Below are 21,582 nucleotides of genomic sequence, written 5' to 3'. Positions count from 1 at the left end.
CCCGGAAGGGTGGCCGTCAGGGGGCTGGGACGCCGCCGACCGCCAGCGCCAGGACGGCACCGACCAGCAGCGGCGGGCCGAACGGCACGGTGCTGCGCCACCCCGCCCGCCCGGTGGCCACCAGGACCACCGACACCGCGGCGCCGGTGACCAGGCCGAGGAACAGCCCGGCGAGCAGCACCCCCCAGCCGGCCCACCCGAGCACCAGCCCCAGCAGGCCGAGCAGCTTGACGTCACCGAGACCGAGGGCGGCCGGGGCAGCCAGCCGTGCCGCACCGGAGACGGCCAGCGCGGCGGCCCCCGCCGCGACGCCCCGGACCAGCGCCCCCCACGTGCCGAGGACGGCGGCGTCGACGAGCAGGGCCGCGCCGCAGACGACGGCCGCCGGGAGGAGGACGCGGTCGGGCAGCCGGTGGGCGGCGAGGTCGACGCCGGCCAGCACCACCGCCGCGCCCGCGGCCCACACCAGCGCGGCGGCGGCCGGGCGGCCGCCCCCGAGCAGGATGGCGGCGGCGAGCAGGCCCGCGGTCAGCGCAGCGGTCAGCGCCGTGCGGGTGCCGGACGGCGCCGCCGCGTCGTCGCGGGTGGCCAGCCGGACGGTGCTGCGCGCCAGCGCCGGCCCGACGAGGAGCCCGGCCAGCACGGCGACCCCGGCGAGGACGGGGCGGGAGACGTCCACGGCGGGGAGGTCAGCGCGCGTCGAGCGCCGCGCGCATCGCGCCGATGGGGGCCGGCCGGCCGGTCATGAGCTCCACCTGCACGGTGGCCTGCCAGAACAGCACCTCCAGCCCGCTGATCACCGCGCCGCCGGCGGCGGAGACGCGCTCGGCCAGCGGCGTGGGCCAGGGTGCGTAGAGGACGTCGAGCACCGTCTGCCCTCCGCGCCACTCCAACGCGGCGACGGCAGGCTGACCGTCGACCGGAACGGTGCTGACGACGACCGGGGCCTCGACGCGCACCCCGGCCAGGGGGAGCACCCGCGTGGGCACGCCCAGGGTGTCGAGGACCCGCACCACCTCACCGGCGCGGGCGGGCTCGCGCACGACGACGTCGACCCGGTCGGCCCCCAGCGAGGCCAGCGCCACCGCCGCGGCAGCCGCGGTCCCGCCGGCGCCGAGGATCGCGGCGTGCCCCACCTGGTCGACCCCGGCCACCTGCAGGGCGGTGCCCACGCCGGTGACGTCGGTGTTCTCGGCCTGCCAGCCGGCCCCGGTGCGGACCAGGGTGTTCGCCGCGCCCAGCAGCCGCGGGAGCGGCTCCACCTCGTCGGCGACCTCGACCGCGGCCTGCTTGCACGGCATGGTCACCGAGAAGCCGCGCCACTCCTCGCCCAGCCCGGCCAGCAGGTCGGGCAGGTCCCCGGCGCCCACGTCGAGCGCGTCGTAGGACCAGTCGGCGAGCCCGAGCGCCGCGTAGGCGGCGCGGTGCAGCAGCGGCGAGAGCGAGTGGCCGACCGGCCGCCCGAGGACCGCTGCCCGCTGCGGCCGCTCAGCCACCGCACCCGAGACCGGCGTCGGCACACCGCTGGCGGGCCTGCTGGAACTCGGCGTAGTCGCTGGTGAAGAAGTGCGACCCGTCCTCCGACTCGAGCACGTAGTACAGGAGGTCGCCGCTGCTCGGGGCCAGCGCCGCCTCCAGGCTGGCCTCCCCCGGCGAGCTGATGGGGGTGGGCGGCAGCCCCTGGCGCGTGCGCGTGTTGTACGGGCTGTCGGTCTGGAGATCGGTGACGGTGAGCTCGTTGCCGCTCTTGTCCAGCCCGTAGGCCAGCGTCGCGTCGATGCCGAGCGCGATGCCGGCATCGAGCCGGTTGTAGATCACCTGGGCGACGTCGGGCCGCTCCTCGTCCAGCCGGGTCTCCGACTGGACCATGGAGGCGACCGTCACGATCTCGCCCGGGGTCCGCCCGAGGGCGGCGGCCCGCTCCTCCAGCCGCAGCCGGGCGGCCGTCTGGTTGAAGGTCTCGACCATGCGCTGCAGCATCTGCTGCGGCGTGGTGCCGGGCTCGAAGTCGTAGGTGGCCGGGAAGAGGTAGCCCTCCAGCTGCCCACCCGCGTACACGGGCAGCGGCAACGCCGCCGGATCGGCCGCCGCCTCCAGCTCCGCGAGCGGTGTGCCGGTCTGCTCCGCGAGCCGGGCGAGGATCTGGTCGACCGTGAACCCCTCGGGCACCGTCACGCGGGAGATCTGCCGGGAGGCCGGGTCCAGCAGCAGCTCCAGTGCGGCCTCGCCGCTCATCTGCTCCCGGAGGGTGTACACACCGGGCTGGATCGAGGTGGCCGCCGGGTTCTCCTGGGCGGCGCTCACGAACGGCCCGGTGGAGGCGATGACGTCGGCGTCGGCCAGGGTGCGGGCGATGTCGGTGAGCGTGTCCCCCTGCTGCACCCGCACGTCCACGCTGCCGCTGCCCGTGCCGGTGTAGTCGCGCGCGGCCGGGTCGAGCATGGAGAACAGCTGCTGGCCGCCGACGACGATGCCGGCGACGATGCCGCCGAGCACCAGGACGACCAGCGCGATCGCCAGCGGGCGGCGGCGCCGGCGCCGCCGGTCCCGGTCGCTGCGCGAGTCGTAGGGCGCGATCGGGATCTCGTCGTCGTGCAGCAGGGCGCCGTCGTCGAGGTGGTCCCCGTCGACCGCGCTGGCCCCGTGGGCGGCGTCGTCGTCCTGCCAGCCCGTCCGGTCGTCGTCGACGTTCGCGCCGATCACGTCCAGCCCGCCGGTCGGGTCGTCCGCCGAGGCGGGGCCGGGTGCGGCCGGCGTCTCGTCCGGGGTGTCGTCGGGTCCGGTGGACAGCCGGGGCGCGGCGACGGTGGCGTCGTCGCCCACGGCGTCCTCGCGCGGCCGCAGCCGACCCCACGCACCGGTCGGCAGCGGCGGCAGCGGGGCGGACGGGTGCTGGGCGCCGTAGCCGTGCCCGTCCCCGTCCCCGTGCCGGGAGGTCATCGGGAACCCCGGCGACGCCCAGCCGGACGCGCCCAGCGGCCCGGTCTGGTCGCCGGCGTGCCGCGGGTACGCGGTGCGGCCCGGCGGGAAGCCGCCGACAGGGGAACCGGAGCCGGTCGGGAACGGGAACGGCATGCCACCGGTCCCGTCGTCGAACGCGTGCCTCCCCCGCGGCGGCCGTCCGCCGGGCGCCGTCACGAGGGCGCCTTCCGGCTGTCCAGGTACTGCTGCAGGATCACCACGGCCGCGGCCTGGTCGATCACCGCCCGCTGGCGACGGCTGTCGATGCCGCCCTCCCGGAGGTGGCTGGCTGCGGTCACGGTCGAGAGCCTCTCGTCGATCAGGTTCACCGGCACGTCCGGGATGCGGTCGGCCAGTTCCTGTGCGTAATCGGCAGCATCCTGCGCGGAGACACCGGCCGCGCCCGACAGGTGCACCGGCTCTCCCACGACCACCTCTGTCACCTCGTGTTCCACCACCAGCGCGGCGAGCCGGTCGAGGTCTGCCTTGTCCTTGGCCCGGCGGAGGGTCTCCAGCGGGCTGGCGAGCGTGCCCGTGGCGTCCGACAGCGCCAGGCCCACCCGGACGGTCCCGACGTCGACGCCGAGGACCCGGCCGCGGGCGCGCGGCGCGCCGGGGCGGCGCGGCGGGATCTTGAGGTGCTGCGGCCAGCCACCGGACAGGTCGATCTCCGTGGTCTCGTGCTTGACCGGCGGGAACCCCTGGGTCAGGTCGATCTCGGTGGTCGGGTGGTGCGTCGGCTGCTCCCCCGTGGCCGGGCGCGGACGCGCCGGCGGGACGGCGGGCAGCTCCCGCCGCCGGCCGCCGACCGGCCCGGTGTCCTCGGGGCTGTGCTCGGATCCGGACACGATGCTCTACCTCCCAGTGACGGCCGCGACCGCCTGCTCGCCGGCCTGCAACGCCGCGGGGATACCCGCGGGATCGGTTCCGCCTCCCTGGGCGACGTCGGACTTGCCGCCACCGCGGCCCCCGACGGGGGCCGAGGCCGCCTTCAGGACGTCGTTGGCCGACAGCCCCTGCGAGACCGCGGCCGGGTTGAGTGCGGCCACCAGAGCTACCTTGCCACCGGACTCCGATGCCAGCAGCACGACGGCCGGCCGGTCGGACCCCAGCCGCCCGCGGACGTCGAGGGCCAGCGTGCGCAGATCGCCGCCGCCGAGGCCGGCCGGGGACCCGGTGACGACGGCGACGCCTCCGACGTCGCGGGCCGAGGCGGCCAGCTCGCCGGCGGCGGCGAGGGTCTGCTGCGCCCGCAGGTCGGCCAGCTCGCGGTCCAGGTCGCGCAGCCGGGCGACCATGCCGCTGACCCGCTCCACCAGGCCGTCCTGCGGCGCCTTGAGGATGTCCGCCAGCTGGCGCACCAGGTCGCGCTCGCGCGCGAGGTACCGGAACCCCTCGAGCCCGACGACGGCCTCGACCCGGCGGGAGCCCGAGCCCACCGACGACTCACCGGTCAGGGCGAGGGTGCCGATCTGCGCGCTCCCCCGCACGTGTGTGCCGCCGCAAAGCTCGCGCGACCACGGGCCGCCGATCTCCACGACGCGCACCTGCTCGCCGTAGGTCTCGCCGAACAGCGCCAGGGCGCCGAACGCCTGCGCCTCCGGCAGCGTCATCCACGAGGCGGTGACCGTGTGGTCGGCCCGGACGGCGGCGTTGGCGACGTCCTCGATGTCGGTGCGCTGCTGCTGGGTCAGCGCGCCCTGCCAGGCGAAGTCCAGCCGCAGGTAGCCCGGCCGGTTGTAGGAGCCGGACTGCAGGGCCTGCGGGCCGAGCACCTGCCGCAGCGCCGCGTGCACCACGTGCGTCCCCGAGTGGGCCTGGCAGGCGGACAGGCGCCACTCCCGGTCCACCTCGGCGGTGAGCTCCGCACCACGGGAGAGCTCGCCCTCGAGCACCCGCACCTGGTGGGCGACCAGACCCTTCACCGGGCGCTGGACGTCGATGACCTCGGCCCGGCCGCCGTCCCAGGTGAGGAGTCCGGCGTCGGCCACCTGGCCGCCGGACTCCGCGTAGAACGGCGTCCGGTCCAGCACCACCCGGGTGATCTCCCCGGGGCCGGCCGGCCGCTCGCCCTCGTCGTCGCCCTCGGCCACGATGCCCAGCACCCGCGAGTCGGTGCGCAGCGTCTCGTAGGCCCGCCAGTCGGTGGGCCCGTGCTCGGCCAGCAGCCGGCGGTAGGCCAGGACGTCGACCGAGCCGGTGCGCTTGGCCCGGGCGTCGGCGCGGGCGCGGTCGCGCTGCTCCTTCATCAGGGCCCGGAAGCCCTCCTCGTCGACGGTCACGCCCTGCTCGGCGGCCATCTCCAGGGTGACGTCGATCGGGAAGCCGTAGGTGTCGTGCAGCGAGAACGCCTGCTCGCCGGAGAGGGTCGGGGCGCCGGCCTGCTTGGCCTGCTTGACCGCGGTGTCGAACAGCGCCGTCCCCGACGTGAGGGTGCGGCGGAACGCCTCCTCCTCGGCGTAGGCCACCGACGAGATGCGGGCGAAGTCGGTGTCCAGCTCGGGGTAGCTGGCCTGCATGGCGTCCTTCGACACCGGGAGCAGCTCCGGCAGCGTCGACTCGTCGACGCCCAGCAGCTTCATGGAGCGCACGGCGCGGCGCAGCAGCCGGCGCAGGATGTAGCCGCGCCCCTCGTTGCCCGGGGTCACGCCGTCGCCGATCAGCATCAGCCCGCTGCGCACGTGGTCGGCCACCACCCGCAGCCGGACGTCGGCGTCGACGTCCTTGCCGTAGGTGACCCCGGCGAGGTCGGCGGCCCGGCGCAGCACCGGGGCGACCTCGTCGATCTCGTACATGTTGTCGACGCCCTGCAGCAGGTACGCGACCCGTTCCAGGCCCATCCCCGTGTCGATGTTCTTCTTCGGCAGCTCGCCGACGACCGTGAACTCCTCCTTGCCACGGACGTCGGTGAGCTCGTACTGCATGAAGACGAGGTTCCAGATCTCCAGGAACCGGTCACCGGCGGTGTCCACCAGCGGGCCGCCGTCGGGACCGAACTGCGGACCGCGGTCGAAGTAGATCTCCGAGCACGGGCCCCCGGGGCCGGCCGCCCCGGTGTGCCAGTAGTTGTCCTTCTTCCCCAGCCGCTGGATCCGCTCGACCGGGAGGCCGGCGATGCGGCGCCAGGCGTCGGCAGCCTCGTCGTCGTCGAGGTAGACGGTCACCCAGATCCGGTCGGGGTCGAAGCCCAGCCCGCCGTCCTCCAGCCGCCCGGTGATCAGCTCCCAGGCGTGCTGGATCGCCCCCTCCTTGAAGTAGTCGCCGAAGGAGAAGTTGCCGTTCATCTGGAAGAACGTGCCGTGGCGGGTCGTCTTGCCCACCTCCTCGATGTCGAGGGTGCGCACGCACTTCTGCACGCTGGTGGCCCGCGGGAACGGCGCGGGTTCGCGGCCGGTCAGGTACGGGATGAACGGCACCATGCCGGCGACGGTGAACAGCAGCGACGGGTCGGGGGACACCAGCGAGGCGCTGGGCACGACGGTGTGCCCGCGCTGGGCGAAGTGCTCCAGGAAGCGGCGGCGGATCTCGGCGGTCTGCATCGTCTACTCAGTTCTGCGGGGCCCGCCACGGGTGCGGCGGGCCGGGGGGTCAGAGGTCGGCGGCGTGCGATCCGCGGCGCAGGGCCGCGGCGTCACCTGCGTCGGGCAGGGGCGCGTCCAGGCCGGTGCCGGCACGCAGCTCCAGCTCCCGCTCGCTCATCGCCTCGCGGACGTCGGCGCCGAAGTCGCCGATCGCGTCGGCGAGGTCGCGCAGCCCCTCGGCGATGGAGGCCCCGATCCCCGCCGGTGTCATCTTCTCCGCCGCGGCGGAGAGCTTGCGGACGACGAGCGCCCCGATGGTGATCCCCATGGCGAGCCAGAACAGCCGGCGCATCAGGCGGCCCGCCGGGCGGCCCGGCGCGCGCGGCGCGCCTCCTTGTCGCGACGGGCGGCGTCGGCGATGGCCTGGCCCTCCCGCTTCTTCTTCGCGGCGCTGCGCACGCCGTAGCTGAATGCGGCGACCTTGATCAGCGGGCTGCCCAGGGTGGCGGCGACGACGCTGGTGAGCGCGGCGACGTTGCTGGAGACGTTGGCGGCGTTGCCGGTGATGTCGTCGACCCGCTCCAGGTTGCTGTTCACGTGCGCGACCGTGGTGCTGGCCTGGCCGAGGATCGGCGCGCTCTGCTCGCGGACCTGGCGGATGGTCAGGGTGGTCTCGTCGAGCGTCCGGCCGAGCTTGAGCAGCGGGACGGCCACCAGGACCACCAGCAGCACCAGGGCCCCGGCTGCGATCAGCCCGGCGATCTCTCCTACGGACACGCGTGCTCCTGTTCTGAGGGGAATCGGCGCCGGGAAGCGACGTTCCGGCCACGCCACACTAGTCGCGGGCCCGCCCCGCCGTCCGTCCCCCGCCGGAGCGTCAGCGGGTTCGGCGGAGGATCGCCCGCAGCTTGCCCAGCCGTTCCGCCAGCCGCGCCTCCACGCCGCGGTTCGTCGGGCGGTAGTAGTCCCTGCCCACGAGCGCGTCGGGCGGGTACTGCTGCGGCACGATCCCGTCGGGGTGGTCGTGCGGGTACTGGTAGGTCTTCCCGTGGCCGAGCTTCTTGGCCCCCGCGTAGTGCGCGTCGCGCAGCCCCGGCGGCACCGGGCCGGCCAGGCCCGCGCGGACGTCGGCCACCGACTCGCCCATGGCCACTGTGACCGCGTTGGACTTCGGGGCGGTCGCCAGGTGCACGACGGCCTGGGCCAGCGGGAAGTGCCCCTCGGGCATGCCGATGAACTGCACCGCCTGCATCGCGGCCACCGCGACCTGCAGGGCCGTCGGGTCGGCCATGCCGATGTCCTCGCTGGCGCTGATTACCAGCCTGCGGGCGATGAAGCGCGGATCCTCCCCGGCCTCCACCATGCGGGCCAGGTAGTGCAGCGCGGCGTCCACGTCGCTGCCGCGGATCGACTTGATCAACGCGCTGGCGACGTCGTAGTGCATGTCGCCCTGCCGGTCGTAGCGCACCGCCGCCTGCGCCACCGCCGTCTCCAGGGTGGCGAGGTCGATCTCCGTCGCGCCGACGGCCCGCGCCGCCCCGGCGCCGGACTCCAGCGCGGTGAGCGCCTTGCGCCCGTCGCCGCCGGCGATCCGGACGAGGTGCTCCTGCGCCTCGTCGGTGAGCGTGACCTCCCCGTTCAGCCCGCGCTCGCTGGTGAGCGCGCGGTGCAGCAGCGCGCGGACGTCGTCGTCGGTGAGCGGCTGCAGCGCCAGGACGAGGCTGCGGCTCAGCAGCGGGCTGACCACGGAGAAGAACGGGTTCTCGGTGGTGGCGGCGATGAGGCTGACGATCCGGTCCTCGACCGCGGAGAGCAGGCTGTCCTGCTGGGTCTTGGAGAACCGGTGCACCTCGTCGATGAACAGCACGGTGCGCCGGCCGGCGTAGGTGAGCTCGCGCTTTGCGCTGGAGATGACCGCCCGCACCTCCTTCACCCCCGAGTCGAGGGCCGACAGCTGCACGAACTGGCGCTTGGTGGCCAGCGAGATCACGTGGGCCAGGGTCGTCTTGCCGGTACCGGGCGGGCCGTAGAGCACCAGCGACATCGGCTCGTCGGACTCGACCAGCCGGCGCAGCGGGGCGCGGTCACCCAGGAGGTGCTGCTGCCCGACCACCTCGTCGAGCGCGCGCGGGCGCATCCGCACCGCCAGCGGCGCCCCCGGGTCGACGACCGGCGCGCCGTCCTCCTCGGGAGCGGGGTCGAACAGCGAACTCACGGGTGAGGACGCTACCCGCGGGGCACGACGCTCCCATGCAGCAGCGACGCATCGGGGACGCGACGGTCAGCGCGATCGGGCTGGGGGCGATGCCCCTGTCCACCAAGCAGGACCGGCCCTCCCGCGAGGAGGCGGTCGGCGTCGTGCGCGCCGCCCTGGACGCGGGCGTGACCCTGATCGACACCGCCGACGCCTACGCCCGCGACGAGGCCGAGTTCGGGCACAACGAGGAGCTGGTCTCGGAGGCGCTGCGCTCCATCGGCGGCGGCGACGTCCTGGTGGCGACCAAGGGCGGGCACACCCGCCGCGGCACCGACTGGGAGCTCGACGGGTCGCCGGCCTACCTGCGGCGGGCGTGCGAGGCATCGCTGCGCCGGCTCGGGGTCGACGCCATCGGGCTGTACCAGTTCCACCGGCCCGATCCCGCGACCCCGTGGGAGGAGTCGATGGGGGCGCTGCGACAGCTCGCCGACGACGGGCTGGTGCGGATGGTCGGCATCTCCAACGCCGACGTGGGGCAGATCGACGTCGCCCGGTCGATCGTGGGCGACGCGCTGGTGAGCGTGCAGAACCAGTTCTCGCCGGGCTACCGCTCCTCGCACGGCGAGCTCGAGCACTGCGCGGCGCACGGGCTGGCGTTCCTCCCGTGGAGCCCGTTCGGCGGGGTGAGCGCCGCGGCCTCCCTCGGCTCGTCGGCACCGGCGTTCGCGGAGGTGGCCCGGGAGCTCGGGGTGTCGGTCTACCAGGTGACGCTGGCCTGGCACCTGGCGCAGAGCGAGGCCGTCGTCCCCATCCCGGGGGCGTCCCGGGCGGCGACGATCGTCGACTCCGCGGCCGCCGCCGACCTCACCCTCTCCCCTGACCAGCTCGCCCGCCTGAACGCCGCCTGACGGGCCGGCCGGCGGTATCCCGACCGCCGAGTGCGCAGTTGCTGCCGCCGACACGCGCCGACACTCCGGCGGCGGCGACCAGGACCACGCACTCGGCGCCGTCCACAGGCTGGGCGCCGTCCACGGATGGCGCCGCGACGATCGCGACGGGCGCACCACGCCCGACGCTCCGCCGGTGGACCGGACCGAGCTCCCCCCGGCCTACACCCGGGGCCAGGCGCTGGCCGCCGGGCTGACCCGCGCGCAGCTCCGGGACGACGGCGTGCGGGTGACTCGCGGCGCCTACGTCTCCCGGGCCGTACCGCTGTCGCTCCGAACGGCCTGCGCGGCGGCCCTACCGGTGCTGCCACCCGACGTGACGTTCTCCCACCGGACCGCTGCCGGCCTGCTCGGCGCACCCGTGCCGCACGAGTGGCCCCTGTCTGTCAGCGTGCCGCCCGGGTCGACACGACCCAGACGGGAGCGCATCCGCACGCACGTACGCCGACTCGAAGCCGCCGACGTGGTGCGGCACCGCGGCATCCCGGTGACCAGCGGCGCCCAGACCTGGCTCGACCTCGTCGCGGCGCTGCCTCCTGGCGAAGTGGTCGCGGTCGGTGACGCGCTGATGCACGCGGGCCACCTCCGCCCCGCGGCGCTCACCGCCCGGCTCGAGCGGGCCGGTGGCACGCGGGGCATCGTCCTCGCCCGGGAGCTGGCGCCGCTGCTCTCGCCGTTCGCCGCCTCCCGCCCGGAGAGCCTGGTCCGGTATGCGTTGGTCAGCGCCGGACTCCCCCACCCCCGCGTGCAGGTCCCCATCCTCGACCGGGCGGGCCGCGTGGTGGCGCACGCCGACCTCGGGTGGGAGCGCTGGAGGGTGGCGCTGGAGTACGAAGGCCGGCAGCACGCCGAACGCGAGCAGTTCGGCCGCGACATCGACCGGTACTCGCTCATGGCAGCCGGCGGGTGGCTGGTCCTCCGGTTCGCCGGCCGCCACCTGGGCCGCCTGGACACCGTCGTCGACCGTGCAGCCGGCGCACTGCGGAGCCGTGGCGCCCAGTGGTGAGCCCCGAGTGCGCAGTTGCTGCCGCCGACACGCGTCCACACGCCGCTGACGGCGACACGAATCGCACACTCGGCGAGGCGTCAGCCGGGCCGGGCAGAGAGCTCCTGCGGCTGATCGGCCCGCGAGCCGGCCGGCGGTCGCGGCCGCGGGAGGACGACGGCCACCGCCGCCGCTCCCGCGATGGCGGCCAGCCACGGCACCAGGTCCCGGTTCGCCGGCAGCGACGCGAGGCCGAACACATGCCAGGCCGCGTCGAGCGCGTCGGGCAGCGTGGCCGGCAACCCGGCGCCTGGCCGCAGCAGCTGCTCGAGGTAGCTCACCGCGGTCAGGGCCGGGGCGACGAACCACGCGAGGAGCACCACGGCCGGCCACCACGCGAGCCGGGCGACCGGCCGGGCACCCACCACCACCAGGGCCGTTCCGAGCAGCGCGGCACCCAGCCACGACCCGAGGCGCCCCAGGGAGCCCGCACCGCCGACACCGACGAGGGCGAGCACGACCTGCGACACCCACCAGGAGGCGGCACCGGCGAGCACCGGCGGCACCGAGGGCGGCCGGCGCGCCCAGCGCCCAGCCCGCCGCCGAGACCAGCACGACGACCACGCTCAGGCCTCCGACGACCGCCGGGTCCGTCTCGAACGTGTCCGGCGCGTTCGTCCGGAGCGTCGACGCGGTGCTCACCAGGGCGAGACCGACGGCCAGCGCCATCCCCGCCGCAGTGGCCGGCACCCCGGCCGCACGGCGCTCCGCGGCCCGGGCGAGCAGCCCCGCGGCCACGCCCCCGACCAGGGCCCCCAGCACGAGGGCACCGATCATCGAGGGCAGCAGCGGGAGCGCGGTCCGGGCCCCGACCGGCACCATCCGCAGGCCGTCGAGCAACCAGGACAGGTAGCCGCCGACCCACCAGACGGCGGCCGCGAGCGGGACCAGCGCCCACCAGGGCAACCGCCGCCTGGCCCGGTTCGCGGGGACGACCTGGGCCACGGGCACCTCCTGGTTGCGGAACGCCCCAGGACCCTAGCGCCCGAGGACCGCCTTCAGCGCCGACAGCACGAGCGCCACCTTCGCGGGGGCCGCGTTCGGGCCCATCAGGCCGATCCGCCAGACCGTCGAGGCGTACGCGCCCACTCCCCCGCCGATCTCCAGGTCGAAGCGCTCCAGCAGCTCGCGGCGGACGGCGGCCGAGTCCACGCCGTCGGGAACCTTCACCGTGGTCAGCTCCGGCAGCCGGGAGCCCTCCGCCGCGAACAGCTCCAGGCCCAGCCCGGCCAGCCCCTCGTGCAGCAGCCGCCCGGCCTCCGCGTGCCGGGCGTGGACGGCGTCCAGCCCCTCGTCGAGGATGCGCCCGAGCCCCGCGTGCAGCGACACGACCATCCCGGTCGGCGCGGTGTGGTGGTACGTGCGGCCACCGGACCCGGCCGCCTCGCCCGCGTACCCGCCGAGCATGCCCAGGTCGAGGTACCAGCTCTGCGGCTTCTCGATCCGCCGCTCCCACGCGCGGTCGTTGATCGTGAACGGCGCGAGCCCCGGCGCGACGCCCAGGCACTTCTGCGACCCGGAGTAGGCGAGGTCCACCCCCCACTCGTCGAGCTGCACCGGGATGCCGCCGAGCGAGGTGACGCAGTCGGCCAGCAGCAGCGCGTCACCCTTGCCGGCAGCCAGCGGCTGGAGGTCGGAGCACACCCCCGTGGAGGTCTCGGCGTGCACGGCGGCGATGAGCTTCGGCGACGGGTGGGCGGCCAGCACGCGCTCGGCGTCGACCGGCTGCCCCCACTCGTGCTCCACCGCGATCACCTCGGCGCCGCAGCGGGCGGCGACGTCGGTCATCCGCTGCCCGAACAGGCCGTTCACCGCGACGACGACGACGTCTCCGGGCCCCACGGTGTTGACGAACGCCGCCTCCATGCCCGCCGACCCGGTGGCCGACAGCGGCAGCGTGCGCCGGTTCGCCGTGCCGAACACCTGGCGCAGCCGGTCGGATGTCTCGTCCAGGATCCGCAGGAACTCCGGGTCGAGGTGGCCGAGCAGCGGCTGCGCCAGCGCGACCTGCGCCTCCGGGTAGGGGTTCGACGGGCCGGGTCCGAGCAGGGTGCGGGCACGCAACGGCATACGGGGCAACCTACCCAGGGTCGGGCCCGGCCACCGGGTCCGGGCCGGCGGGCCGGAGGGTCAGACGGGGCGGTGGCGCGGCGCGACCGGGGGCAGGTCGTGGTCGCGGCCGTGGATCCGGAGCACCGTCCAGCCCTGCGGGTCGAGTCCCGCCGGCGTCTCGATGACGGTGACGTAGGCGGCGAGGTCGGCGCTCACCACCCCGGCCCCGCCCTCGCGCACCGCCACGGACACGGTGAGGCAGCCGCCCTCGACCTCGACGTCGACCGGCACGCCCGGAACGCTGCTGCTCCCCCAGGTGGTGATCGCCAGACCGGCGCCACCGTCGACCCAGACGGCCGGGGCAGCGGTCCGGTCGGGGAACCCGCGCCCGGGGCCCGGCTGCGAACCGGCCAGCGGCCGGCGCGCCCCGTCCGGTCGCCCCTCGTCCACCACGACCGGAACCACCACCGGGCCCTACTTCGTCGGGTCGGAGGGCCCCGGCGCCCCGGGCTCACCGGGCAGCGGCGGCTCCTCCGGCTTCGCGTCGATGCCGGCCTCCTTGCGCTGCGCCTCGGTGATCGGCGTCGGCGCGCCGGTCAGGGGGTCGAAACCGGCGCCGGTCTTCGGGAAGGCGATGACCTCGCGGATCGACTCCACCCCCGACAGCAGCGCCGACAGCCGGTCCCACCCCAGCGCGGCACCGGCGTGCGGCGGCGGGCCGTAGGCGAACGCCTCGAGGAAGAACCCGAACCGCTCGCGGGCCTCCTCGCGCGACATCCCCAGGGTCTCGAACACCCGCTCCTGCAGCTCGGCGTCGTGGATACGCACCGACCCGCTCATGACCTCGTTGCCGTTGATCACCATGTCGTAGGCGTCGGACAGCGCCGCGCCCTTGTCCTCGGCGAACCGGTCCCGCCACTCGGGGGTGGGCGAGGTGAAGGGGTGGTGCATGAACGTCCAGTCGCCGTCCTCGGTCTCCTCGAACATCGGGAAGTCGACGACGAAGAGGAACGACCAGGTGCCGGGCTCGATCAGGTCGAGGCGCTTGGCGATCTCGTTGCGCGCGGCGCCGAGCAGCTCCTGGGATGAGCGCCGGGCCCCGGCGGCGAAGAAGACGCAGTCGCCCGGCTTGGCACCGACGGCCTCGACCAGCCCGGCCCGCTCGGCGTCGGAGATGTTCTTGGCCACCGGGCCGCCGAGCGTGCCGTCCTCGGCGATCGTCACGTAGGCCAGCCCGCGTGCACCGCGGGACTTGGCCCAGTCCTGCCAGGCGTCGAACGCCCGGCGGGGCTGCGACCCGCCGCCGGGCATCACGACGGCGCCGACGTACGGCGCCTGGAAGACGCGGAACGGCGTGTCGGCGAAGTAGGAGGTCAGCTCGGTCAGCTCGACGCCGAACCGCAGGTCCGGCTTGTCCGAGCCGAACCGGTCCATCGCCTCGCGGTAGGTCATCCGCGGGATCTCGTGGATCTCGTACGAGGCCAGCTCCCGCCACAGCGAGCGGACGACGTCCTCGGCGATCGCGAGCACGTCGTCGCGCTCGACGAAGCTCATCTCGAAGTCCAGCTGGGTGAACTCCGGCTGCCGGTCGGCGCGGAAGTCCTCGTCCCGGAAGCAGCGGGCGATCTGGTAGTAGCGCTCCAGCCCACCGATCATCAGCAGCTGCTTGAACAGCTGCGGCGACTGCGGCAGCGCGTACCACTTGCCCTGCTGCAGCCGCACCGGCACGAGGAAGTCCCGGGCGCCCTCGGGCGTGGAGCGGGTGAGGTTCGGCGTCTCCACCTCGACGAAACCGTGCTCCGCCATGACGCCGCGGGCGATGCGGCTGATCTCCGAGCGCAGCCGGATCGCCCGCGCCGGGCCCTGCCGGCGCAGGTCGAGGTAGCGGTACCGGTAGCGGACGTCGTCGGAGGCCGCCTGGTCGGTCTCGATCGGGAACGGCAGCGGCGCCGCCGTCGACAGCACCTCCAGCGACGAGGTGGCGACCTCGATGTCGCCGGTGGGCAGCTCCGGGTTCTCGTTGCCCTCGGGCCGCCGGCGCACCTCGCCGGTGACGAGCACGCAGTACTCGTTGCGCAGGTGGTGGGCCTCCTCCTCGCGGACGACGACCTGCACGTAGCCGGAGGCGTCGCGCAGGTCGAGGAAGACCACGCCGCCGTGGTCGCGGCGGCGGGCGACCCAGCCGGCGAGGGTGACGGTGGTGCCGGCGTCGGACGCGCGCAGCGTTCCGGCGTCGTGGGTGCGGAGCACGGAGGTGCCTTTCGAGAGAGACAGGGAGGGGGTTACCAGCGGTCGTGCACGTGGGCGCGGATGCGCTCGTCGTACACCCGCTCGAGGTCGGCGAGCTGGGCGTCCGACAGCGGCGCCATGGTGGCTGCGGCGACGTTGCCGCGCACCTGGGTGACGTTGCGCGCCCCCGGGATGACGGTGGTGACGCCGGGCTGGTCGATCACCCAGCGCAGCGCGAACGCCGCGGTGGGCACGGCGTCGCCGGCGATCTCGGCCACCTCGCGGGCGGCCGCGACACCGACGTCGAAGGGCACGCCGGCGAAGGTCTCGCCCACGTCGAAGGCCTCGCCGTGCCGGTTGAAGTTCCGGTGGTCGTTCTCCGGGAACGTCGTCGACTCGTCGTACTTGCCGCTGAGCAGGCCGCTGGCCAGCGGAACGCGGGCCAGGATGCCCACGCCGGCGTCGGCAGCCGCGGGCAGCAGCTCCTCGAGCGGCTTGCGCCGGAAGATGTTGAGGATGACCTGGATGGTGGCCACCCCCTCGTGCTGCAGCGCGGTGAGACCCTCGGCCACCGTCTCGACCGAGACGCCGTAGGCCGCGATCGAGCCGTCCGCCACGAACCCGTCGAGGGTGTCGTAGACGCGCTGGTCGGAGTAGACGGCGGTGGGCGGGCAGTGCAGCTGGACAAGGTCGAGGGTGTCCACGCCCAGGTTCCGGCGCGACCGGTCGATCCACGCGCGCAGGTTCTCGGGCGTGTACTGCTCCGCGGTGAAGGGGTCGGCGCGGCGGCCGGCCTTGGTGGCGACGAACGGCCGGTCGGCCCGGGGCGCGAGCGCCTTGCGGATGCGCTCCTCCGAGCGGCCGTCGCCGTAGACGTCGGCCGTGTCGAGCAGGGTCACCCCGGCGTCGAGCGCGGCGTCGAGGACCTCGGCGGCGGTGTCCTCGTCGACGTCGCCCCAGTCACCGCCGAGCTGCCACGTGCCCAGCCCGATCACGCTGACGTCGGCCCCGGTCTTCCCGAGCGGTCGCTGCTCCATCGAAGAAGTCACCCCTCCACACTCGCACGCACCCGGTCGAACAGCTCACCCACGGGGACGGCGACCTGCTCACCTGTGCGCATGTCCTTGAGCTGGCCCACGCCGTCGGCGAGGTCCCGCTCCCCGATGACGACGACGTGCGAGGCACCCGACCGGTCGGCGGCCTTCATCGCGCCCTTGAGGCCGCGGTCGCCGTAGACCGTGTCGGCCGCGACCCCGGCGGCGCGCAGCTGACCGACCAGCCGCACGGCCACCCGCTTCGCCTCGGCGCCCAGCGGGACCACGAACGCCTGCACGCCCGCGACCGCGCCGACGTCGAGCCCCTCGGCCTGGACGGCCAGCAGGGTGCGGTCCACCCCGACGGCGTAGCCGATGCCGGATACGTCGGGGCCGCCGAGCGCGGCCGAGAGCCCGTCGTAGCGCCCCCCGCCGCCGATGGCCGACTGCGCGCCGAGGCCGTTGTGCACGAACTCGAACGTCGTCTTCGTGTAGTAGTCCAGCCCGCGCACCAGCCGCGGCGCCTCGGTCCAGGTCACGCCGAGGTCGGTGAGGTGCTGGCGGACGGCGTCGTAGTGCGCCTTCGTGGTGTCCGACAGGTGGTCGACCATCAGCGGGGCCTCGTCGAGCTGGGCCTGCACCTCGGGCCGCTTGTCGTCGAGCACCCGCAGCGGGTTGATCGCCGCCCGGCGCCGGGTCTCCTCGTCGAGGTCGAGCTTCGCCAGGTAGGCCACCAGCAGCTCGCGGTACTGCGGCCGGCAGGTGGCGTCCCCCAGCGAGGTCAGCAGCAGCTCGAAGTCGGTGAGCCCGAGGTCGCGGAACCCCTGCACGCCCAGCGCCACCACCTCGGCGTCCAGCGCGGGGTCGTCGACGCCGAGCGCCTCCATGTCCACCTGGGTGAAGTGCCGGTAGCGGCCGGCCTGCGGGCGCTCGTACCGGAACGCCGAGCCGACCGTCCACAGCTTCGCCGGCAGTGCGGCGGCGTGCAGCCGGTGCTCGATGAACGCCCGCATGAGCCCGGCGGTCAGCTCGGGGCGCAGGGTCAGCGACCGGCCGCCCCGGTCCTCGAACGTGTACATCTCCTTGGTCACGACGTCGGTGGACTCACCGACCCCGCGGGAGAAGACGGCGGTCTCCTCGAACACCGGCGTCTCGACGTACCCGTAGCCGGCCCGGCGCAGCGGCGCGGTCAGCGCGTCCCGGACGGCGAGGAACCGTGCCGAGTCCGGCGGCAGCGTGTCGAAGGTGCCCTTCGGGGCGGTCAGCCCGCTCACAGCCCGCGCCCCTTCGGCGCCTGCGCGGCCTCGGCCAGGTAGGGGTTGGTCGCCCGCTCCCGACCGATCGTGGTCGCCGGGCCGTGGCCGGGCAGCACCACGGTCTCGTCGTCCAGCGGCAGCACGACGTCGCGCAGCGAGCGCAGCATCGCGTCCCACGAGCCGCCCGGCAGGTCGACGCGGCCCACCGAGCCCGCGAACAGCACGTCCCCGGCCAGCAGCCCGGGCGCCTCACCGAGGTCGAGGGAGAACATCACCGAGCCCTGCGTGTGCCCGGGCGCGTGCCGGACGGTGAGATCCACCCCGGCCAGCGACAGCACCGCGCCGTCGTCCAGCGTGCGGACCTCCGACGGGTCCGGGAGCCGGACCCCCGTGATCAGCGGCGCCAGCTGCGGCCCGTGCCAGCGCACCGGGTCGGAGAGCATCCCGAAGTCGTCGGGGTGCAGGTAGGCGGGGATGTCGTAGCCGTCGCACACCGGCAGCACCGAGAAGGTGTGGTCCAGGTGCCCGTGGGTCAGCACGACCGCGACCGGCTTGAGGCCGTCGTCGGCGAGCATGCGGGCCAGGGGCTCGACGGCGTCCATGCCCGGGTCGACGACGACGCACTCCTGGCCCGGCCCGGAGGCGACGGCGTAGCAGTTGGTGCCGAACGCGCCGGCGGGGAACGAGCGGATGAGCACCCGTGCAGGTTACGCGGGGCTCCCCGCCGCACCCGGCGCTGCCAGGGATCGCCCAGCCCCGGCACCTAGACTCGCACCCCGACCAGCGCCGCCGCCCGCCGCACCCGGCCGTGCACCGCGCCCCGTCCGCCGAGGAGTCCGCCCCCGTGCCCACGAACAAGCAGCGCCGGGAAGCCGCGCAGCGCCACCTGCAGCGCCAGCTGGAGCGCCGCACCGAGCAGGCGAAGAAGCGCCGCCGCAACCTGGGGCTGCTGCTCACCGCGATCGCCGTCGTCGCGATCGTGGGCGCCGCGCTGCTCATCACCAACGTGTTCGGCGGGGACGACGAGACCGACGACCTGGCGGCCGACCCGACGACCCCGGCGGCCACCTCGTCAGCGGCGCGCACCACCAACGCCGACGGCACCGTCACCTGCGAGTACCTGCCCGACGAGTCGGGGAACACCAACCTGACCGACGTCGGGACGCCGCCGAACCCGGAGGCCACCCCCACGCAGGGCACCGCCACCCTCCTGATGAGCACGAACCAGGGGGATCTCACCCTCACGCTGGACCGGGCGCAGGCCCCGTGCGCGGCGGCGAGCTTCGTGTACCTGACCGAGCAGGGCTTCTACGACGACACCTCCTGCCACCGGCTGGTGAACGCCGAGACGTTCGGGGTGCTGCAGTGCGGCGACCCGACCGGCACCGGCGCCGGCGGCCCGAGCTACAAGTACGCCGAGGAGGTCACCCCGGACACCACGTACCCGCGGGGCACCGTGGCCATGGCGAAGACCGCCGCGCCCAACAGCACGGGCGGTCAGTTCTTCCTGACCTTCGTCGACACCGAGCTGCCGCCGGAGTACACCGTGGTCGGCTCGATCGACGAGGCGGGGCTGGCCGTGCTCGACGAGGTGGCCGCCGGTGGGGTCCAGGGCGCGGACGGCCCCGGCGACGGCGCGCCGAACATCCCGGTGACGATCGAGGACATGGCCGTCGTCGGCTGAGGCGCGGCGCCGCCGTCGGGCGCCGGCACGTCCTGGCTCACCTGGCAGGGTCCTGGCTCAGCGTCGACGGTGAGCCAGGACCCCGGACGATCAGGTGACCTGATCATCGGGGGCCGACCCGGTCCGGCGGTCGCCGTGCGGGCTGCGGCTACGCCGTGACGCGCTCGACGTCGAAGACGCCGTCCACGTTGCGCACCGTCTGCAGCACCGCGCCCAGGTGCGCCGGGTCCGCCAGCTCGAAGGTGAACCGGCTGATGGCCACGCGGTCGCGGCTGGTCTGCACCGACGCCGAGAGGATGTTGACCCGCTCGTCGGCCAGCGCCTTGGTCACGTCGGAGAGCAGCCGGTGCCGGTCGAGGGCCTCCACCTGGATGGCCACGAGGAACACCGACCCCGGCGACGACGCCCACTCGACCTCGACCAGACGTTCAGGCTTGCTGCGCAGGTCCCCGGCGTTGGTGCAGTCGGTCCGGTGCACGCTCACGCCGCCGCCGCGGGTCACGAACCCAAGGACGTCGTCGCCGGGGACCGGGGTGCAGCACTTGGCGAGCTTGGCCCAGACGTCGGTCATGCCGTGCACGACGATGCCCGGGTCGCCACCGGCCGAGCGGCGCGCCACCGGCCGGCGGGTGGGGATCGCGGTCTCGGCGATGTCCTCGGTCGCGCCCTCGCTGCCGCCGAGCGCGGCCATGAGCTTCTCGACCACGGAGGCCGCGGAGAGCTGGTTCTCCCCCACCGCGGCGTAGAGGGCGGTGACGTCGGCGAACCGCAGGTCCTTGGCCAGCGTCGACAGCGCCTCGCCGCCGAGCAGCCGCTGCAGCGGTAGCCCGGCCTTGCGCATCGCGCGGGTCAGCGACTCCTTGCCGGCGTCGACGGCGTCCTCGCGGCGCTCCTTGGTGAACCACTGGCGGATCTTGGTACGGGCGCGGGAGGAGCCGACGAAGGTCAGCCAGTCCTTCGAGGGGCCGGCCGTGGGCGACTTCGAGGTGAAGATCTCGACGACGTCGCCGTTGCTGAGCTTGCTGTCGAGCGACACGAGCGAGCCGTTCACGCGGGCGCCGATGGTGCGGTAGCCGACCTCGGTGTGCACCGCGAAGGCGAAGTCGACGGGCGTGGAGTCCCCGGGCAGGCTCACCACGTCGCCCTTGGGCGTGAAGACGAAGACCTCCTGCGGCCCCAGGTCGTAGCGCAGGGTCTCGAGGAACTCCCCCGGCTCCTGGGCCTCCCGCTGCCAGTCCAGCAGCTGGCGCAGCCACAGCATGTCGTCGGGCGAGCCGGCCTTGGGCGGCGCACCGCTCTCCCCCGCGGCCGGCTTGCCCCCGGCGCGGGCCTTCTCCTTGTACTTCCAGTGCGCCGCGATGCCGTACTCGGCGGTGCGGTGCATGTCGTGGGTGCGGATCTGCAGCTCGACCGGCTTGCCCTGCGGCCCGATGACGGTCGTGTGCAGCGACTGGTACATGTTGAACTTCGGCATCGCCACGAAGTCCTTGAAGCGGCCCGGCACCGGCTGCCAGTGGGCGTGCATGATGCCGAGCGCGGCGTAGCAGTCGCGCACCGAGTCGACCAGGATGCGGATGCCGACGAGGTCCCAGATGTCGGTGAAGTCCCGGCCGCGGACGATCATCTTCTGGTAGATCGAGTAGTAGTGCTTCGGCCGCCCGGTGACGACCGCGTCGATCTTGGCCGCCTTCAGCTGCTCGGTCACCGACGCGGCGACCTCGGCCAGGTAGGTGTCGCGGGAGGGGGCCCGCTCCGCCACCAGCCGCACGATCTCGTCGTAGCGCTTGGGGTAGAGCGTGGCGAACGCGAGGTCCTCCAGCTCCCACTTGATCGTGTTCATGCCCAGCCGGTGGGCCAGCGGGGCGAGGATCTCGAGCGTCTCGCGCGCCTTCTTCTCCTGCTTCTCGGGCGGGAGGAAGCGCAGCGTGCGCATGTTGTGCAGCCGGTCGGCCAGCTTGATGACCAGCACCCGCGGGTCGCGGGACATCGCCACGATCATCTTGCGGATCGTCTCGGCCTGGGCGGCGTCACCCAGCTTCACCTTGTCGATCTTGGTGACCCCATCGACCAGGTGGGCGACCTCCGAGCCGAAGTCGGTGGTGATCGTCTCCAGGGTGACGCCGGTGTCCTCGACCGTGTCGTGCAGCAGCGCCGCGATCAGGGTGGTCGTGTCCATCCCGAGGCCGGCGAGGATGGTGGCGACGGCGAGCGGGTGGGTGATGTAGGGGTCGCCGCTCTTGCGCTTCTGGCTGCTGTGCGCGGTCTCGGCGACGTCGTAGGCGCGTTGCAGCAGCGCCAGGTCGGCCTTGGGGTGGCTCTGCCGGTGCAGCGACGCCAGTGGCTCGAGCACGGGGCGCACCAGGCCGCTGCGCTGCCCGGCGACGATCCGCCGGGCGAGGCGGTCGCGCACCCGCCGGCGGGGGGTGCCGAGGTCGGCGTCGGGCGGGTCGGCGCCGACGTCGTCGGGACGGCGGACCGCGGGCCGCTCGGGCAGCGGGCTGCGGACCGGCGCCTCACCCACTGCATCGGCGACGGCCCCACCGGAGACCGCACCGGGCCGCGCCACAGCCGCGTCGGCGGCTACTTCGGAGGCCACGGGCGACTCCTGCGGCTGGCAGAGGGGGGACCCCCACCATGCTAGCCGGACCGCGCCCGC

Annotated in this window: 19 protein-coding genes; 3 read left to right on the top strand and 16 right to left on the bottom strand. The window is 74.5% G+C overall.

The features are described from left to right. Nucleotides 1-16 precede the first annotated feature (16 nt). The 8 genes from ACI79K_RS07275 to ACI79K_RS07240 all read right to left on the bottom strand — a co-directional run bounded on the left by ACI79K_RS07275 (nt 17) and on the right by ACI79K_RS07240 (nt 8,697). Nucleotides 17-679: a prepilin peptidase gene (locus ACI79K_RS07275; protein WP_456599355.1), complete on the bottom strand. Its 663-nt coding sequence runs from the start codon at nt 677-679 to the stop codon at nt 17-19. A gap of 10 nt (nt 680-689) precedes the next feature. Continuing rightward, nucleotides 690-1,496 carry a shikimate dehydrogenase gene (locus ACI79K_RS07270; protein WP_456599354.1) on the bottom strand — a complete coding sequence of 269 codons (807 nt, stop codon included), beginning with the start codon at nt 1,494-1,496 and terminating at the stop codon, nt 690-692. Beyond that, nucleotides 1,489-3,075 carry an endolytic transglycosylase MltG gene (gene mltG / locus ACI79K_RS07265; RefSeq protein WP_456599353.1) on the bottom strand — a complete coding sequence of 529 codons (1,587 nt, stop codon included), beginning with the start codon at nt 3,073-3,075 and terminating at the stop codon, nt 1,489-1,491. The genes ACI79K_RS07270 and mltG overlap by 8 nt, the downstream gene beginning before the upstream one ends. A gap of 59 nt (nt 3,076-3,134) precedes the next feature. Next, nucleotides 3,135-3,809 carry a Holliday junction resolvase RuvX gene (gene ruvX, locus ACI79K_RS07260; RefSeq protein ID WP_456597736.1) on the bottom strand — a complete coding sequence of 225 codons (675 nt, stop codon included), beginning with the start codon at nt 3,807-3,809 and terminating at the stop codon, nt 3,135-3,137. Between the two features lie 6 nt (nt 3,810-3,815). Beyond that, entirely contained in the window at nt 3,816-6,500 is a 2,685-nt protein-coding gene (gene alaS, locus ACI79K_RS07255) for an alanine--tRNA ligase (RefSeq protein ID WP_456588648.1), read from the bottom strand. Between the two features lie 49 nt (nt 6,501-6,549). After that, on the bottom strand, nt 6,550-6,834 hold the full coding sequence (locus ACI79K_RS07250) for a hypothetical protein (RefSeq protein ID WP_456588647.1): 285 nt from the start codon (nt 6,832-6,834) through the stop codon (nt 6,550-6,552). Next, on the bottom strand, nt 6,834-7,259 hold the full coding sequence (locus tag ACI79K_RS07245; RefSeq protein WP_456588646.1) for a DUF948 domain-containing protein: 426 nt from the start codon (nt 7,257-7,259) through the stop codon (nt 6,834-6,836). Before ACI79K_RS07245 ends, ACI79K_RS07250 begins: the two co-directional genes overlap by 1 nt. Before the next feature lie 100 nt (nt 7,260-7,359). Further along, nucleotides 7,360-8,697 (bottom strand): replication-associated recombination protein A, encoded by a 1,338-nt coding sequence (locus ACI79K_RS07240; RefSeq protein ID WP_456599352.1) that lies wholly within the window; start codon nt 8,695-8,697, stop codon nt 7,360-7,362. Between the two features lie 35 nt (nt 8,698-8,732). Between ACI79K_RS07240 and ACI79K_RS07235 the strand changes: the two genes are divergently transcribed. Both ACI79K_RS07235 and ACI79K_RS07230 read left to right on the top strand, forming a co-directional pair. Then, on the top strand, nt 8,733-9,587 hold the full coding sequence (locus tag ACI79K_RS07235) for an aldo/keto reductase (RefSeq protein WP_456599351.1): 855 nt from the start codon (nt 8,733-8,735) through the stop codon (nt 9,585-9,587). Nucleotides 9,588-9,762: 175 nt separating this feature from the next. Then, nucleotides 9,763-10,632, top strand: coding sequence for an endonuclease domain-containing protein (locus ACI79K_RS07230; RefSeq protein ID WP_456599350.1), 870 nt, complete (start codon nt 9,763-9,765; stop codon nt 10,630-10,632). 80 nt (nt 10,633-10,712) lie between these two features. On the opposite strand, the gene ACI79K_RS07225 is transcribed toward ACI79K_RS07230, so the two are convergent. The 7 genes from ACI79K_RS07225 to ACI79K_RS07195 all read right to left on the bottom strand — a co-directional run bounded on the left by ACI79K_RS07225 (nt 10,713) and on the right by ACI79K_RS07195 (nt 17,940). Beyond that, nucleotides 10,713-11,168: a hypothetical protein gene (locus ACI79K_RS07225; protein WP_456599349.1), complete on the bottom strand. Its 456-nt coding sequence runs from the start codon at nt 11,166-11,168 to the stop codon at nt 10,713-10,715. A gap of 481 nt (nt 11,169-11,649) precedes the next feature. Next, on the bottom strand, nt 11,650-12,741 hold the full coding sequence (locus ACI79K_RS07220) for a pyridoxal-phosphate-dependent aminotransferase family protein (RefSeq protein ID WP_456599348.1): 1,092 nt from the start codon (nt 12,739-12,741) through the stop codon (nt 11,650-11,652). Between the two features lie 60 nt (nt 12,742-12,801). Beyond that, entirely contained in the window at nt 12,802-13,191 is a 390-nt protein-coding gene (locus tag ACI79K_RS07215) for a hypothetical protein (RefSeq protein WP_456599347.1), read from the bottom strand. 6 nt (nt 13,192-13,197) lie between these two features. Beyond that, complete coding sequence (aspS, locus tag ACI79K_RS07210) at nt 13,198-14,973, bottom strand: aspartate--tRNA ligase (RefSeq protein WP_456599346.1); 1,776 nt, start codon at nt 14,971-14,973, stop codon at nt 13,198-13,200. A gap of 32 nt (nt 14,974-15,005) precedes the next feature. After that, nucleotides 15,006-15,989, bottom strand: coding sequence for an aldo/keto reductase (locus ACI79K_RS07205; protein ID WP_456599345.1), 984 nt, complete (start codon nt 15,987-15,989; stop codon nt 15,006-15,008). Between the two features lie 8 nt (nt 15,990-15,997). Continuing rightward, a complete protein-coding gene (gene hisS / locus ACI79K_RS07200; RefSeq protein WP_456588637.1) occupies nt 15,998-17,260 on the bottom strand; it encodes a histidine--tRNA ligase in 1,263 nt (420 codons plus the stop codon). Beyond that, nucleotides 17,257-17,940: an MBL fold metallo-hydrolase gene (locus ACI79K_RS07195; RefSeq protein WP_456588636.1), complete on the bottom strand. Its 684-nt coding sequence runs from the start codon at nt 17,938-17,940 to the stop codon at nt 17,257-17,259. The genes hisS and ACI79K_RS07195 overlap by 4 nt, the downstream gene beginning before the upstream one ends. A gap of 146 nt (nt 17,941-18,086) precedes the next feature. Here ACI79K_RS07195 and ACI79K_RS07190 point away from each other — a divergent pair, with 146 nt between their 5' ends. Further along, entirely contained in the window at nt 18,087-18,926 is an 840-nt protein-coding gene (locus ACI79K_RS07190; protein WP_456588635.1) for a peptidylprolyl isomerase, read from the top strand. Nucleotides 18,927-19,074: 148 nt separating this feature from the next. Here ACI79K_RS07190 and ACI79K_RS07185 read toward each other — a convergent pair whose 3' ends face one another. Continuing rightward, nucleotides 19,075-21,522, bottom strand: coding sequence for a RelA/SpoT family protein (locus tag ACI79K_RS07185; protein WP_456599344.1), 2,448 nt, complete (start codon nt 21,520-21,522; stop codon nt 19,075-19,077). Nucleotides 21,523-21,582 lie beyond the last annotated feature (60 nt).

This window comes from Blastococcus sp. SYSU DS0616, assembly GCF_054051015.1.
The sequence above is the reverse complement of the archived record's forward strand: the minus strand, read 5'-3'. Positions and strand labels throughout refer to the sequence as shown.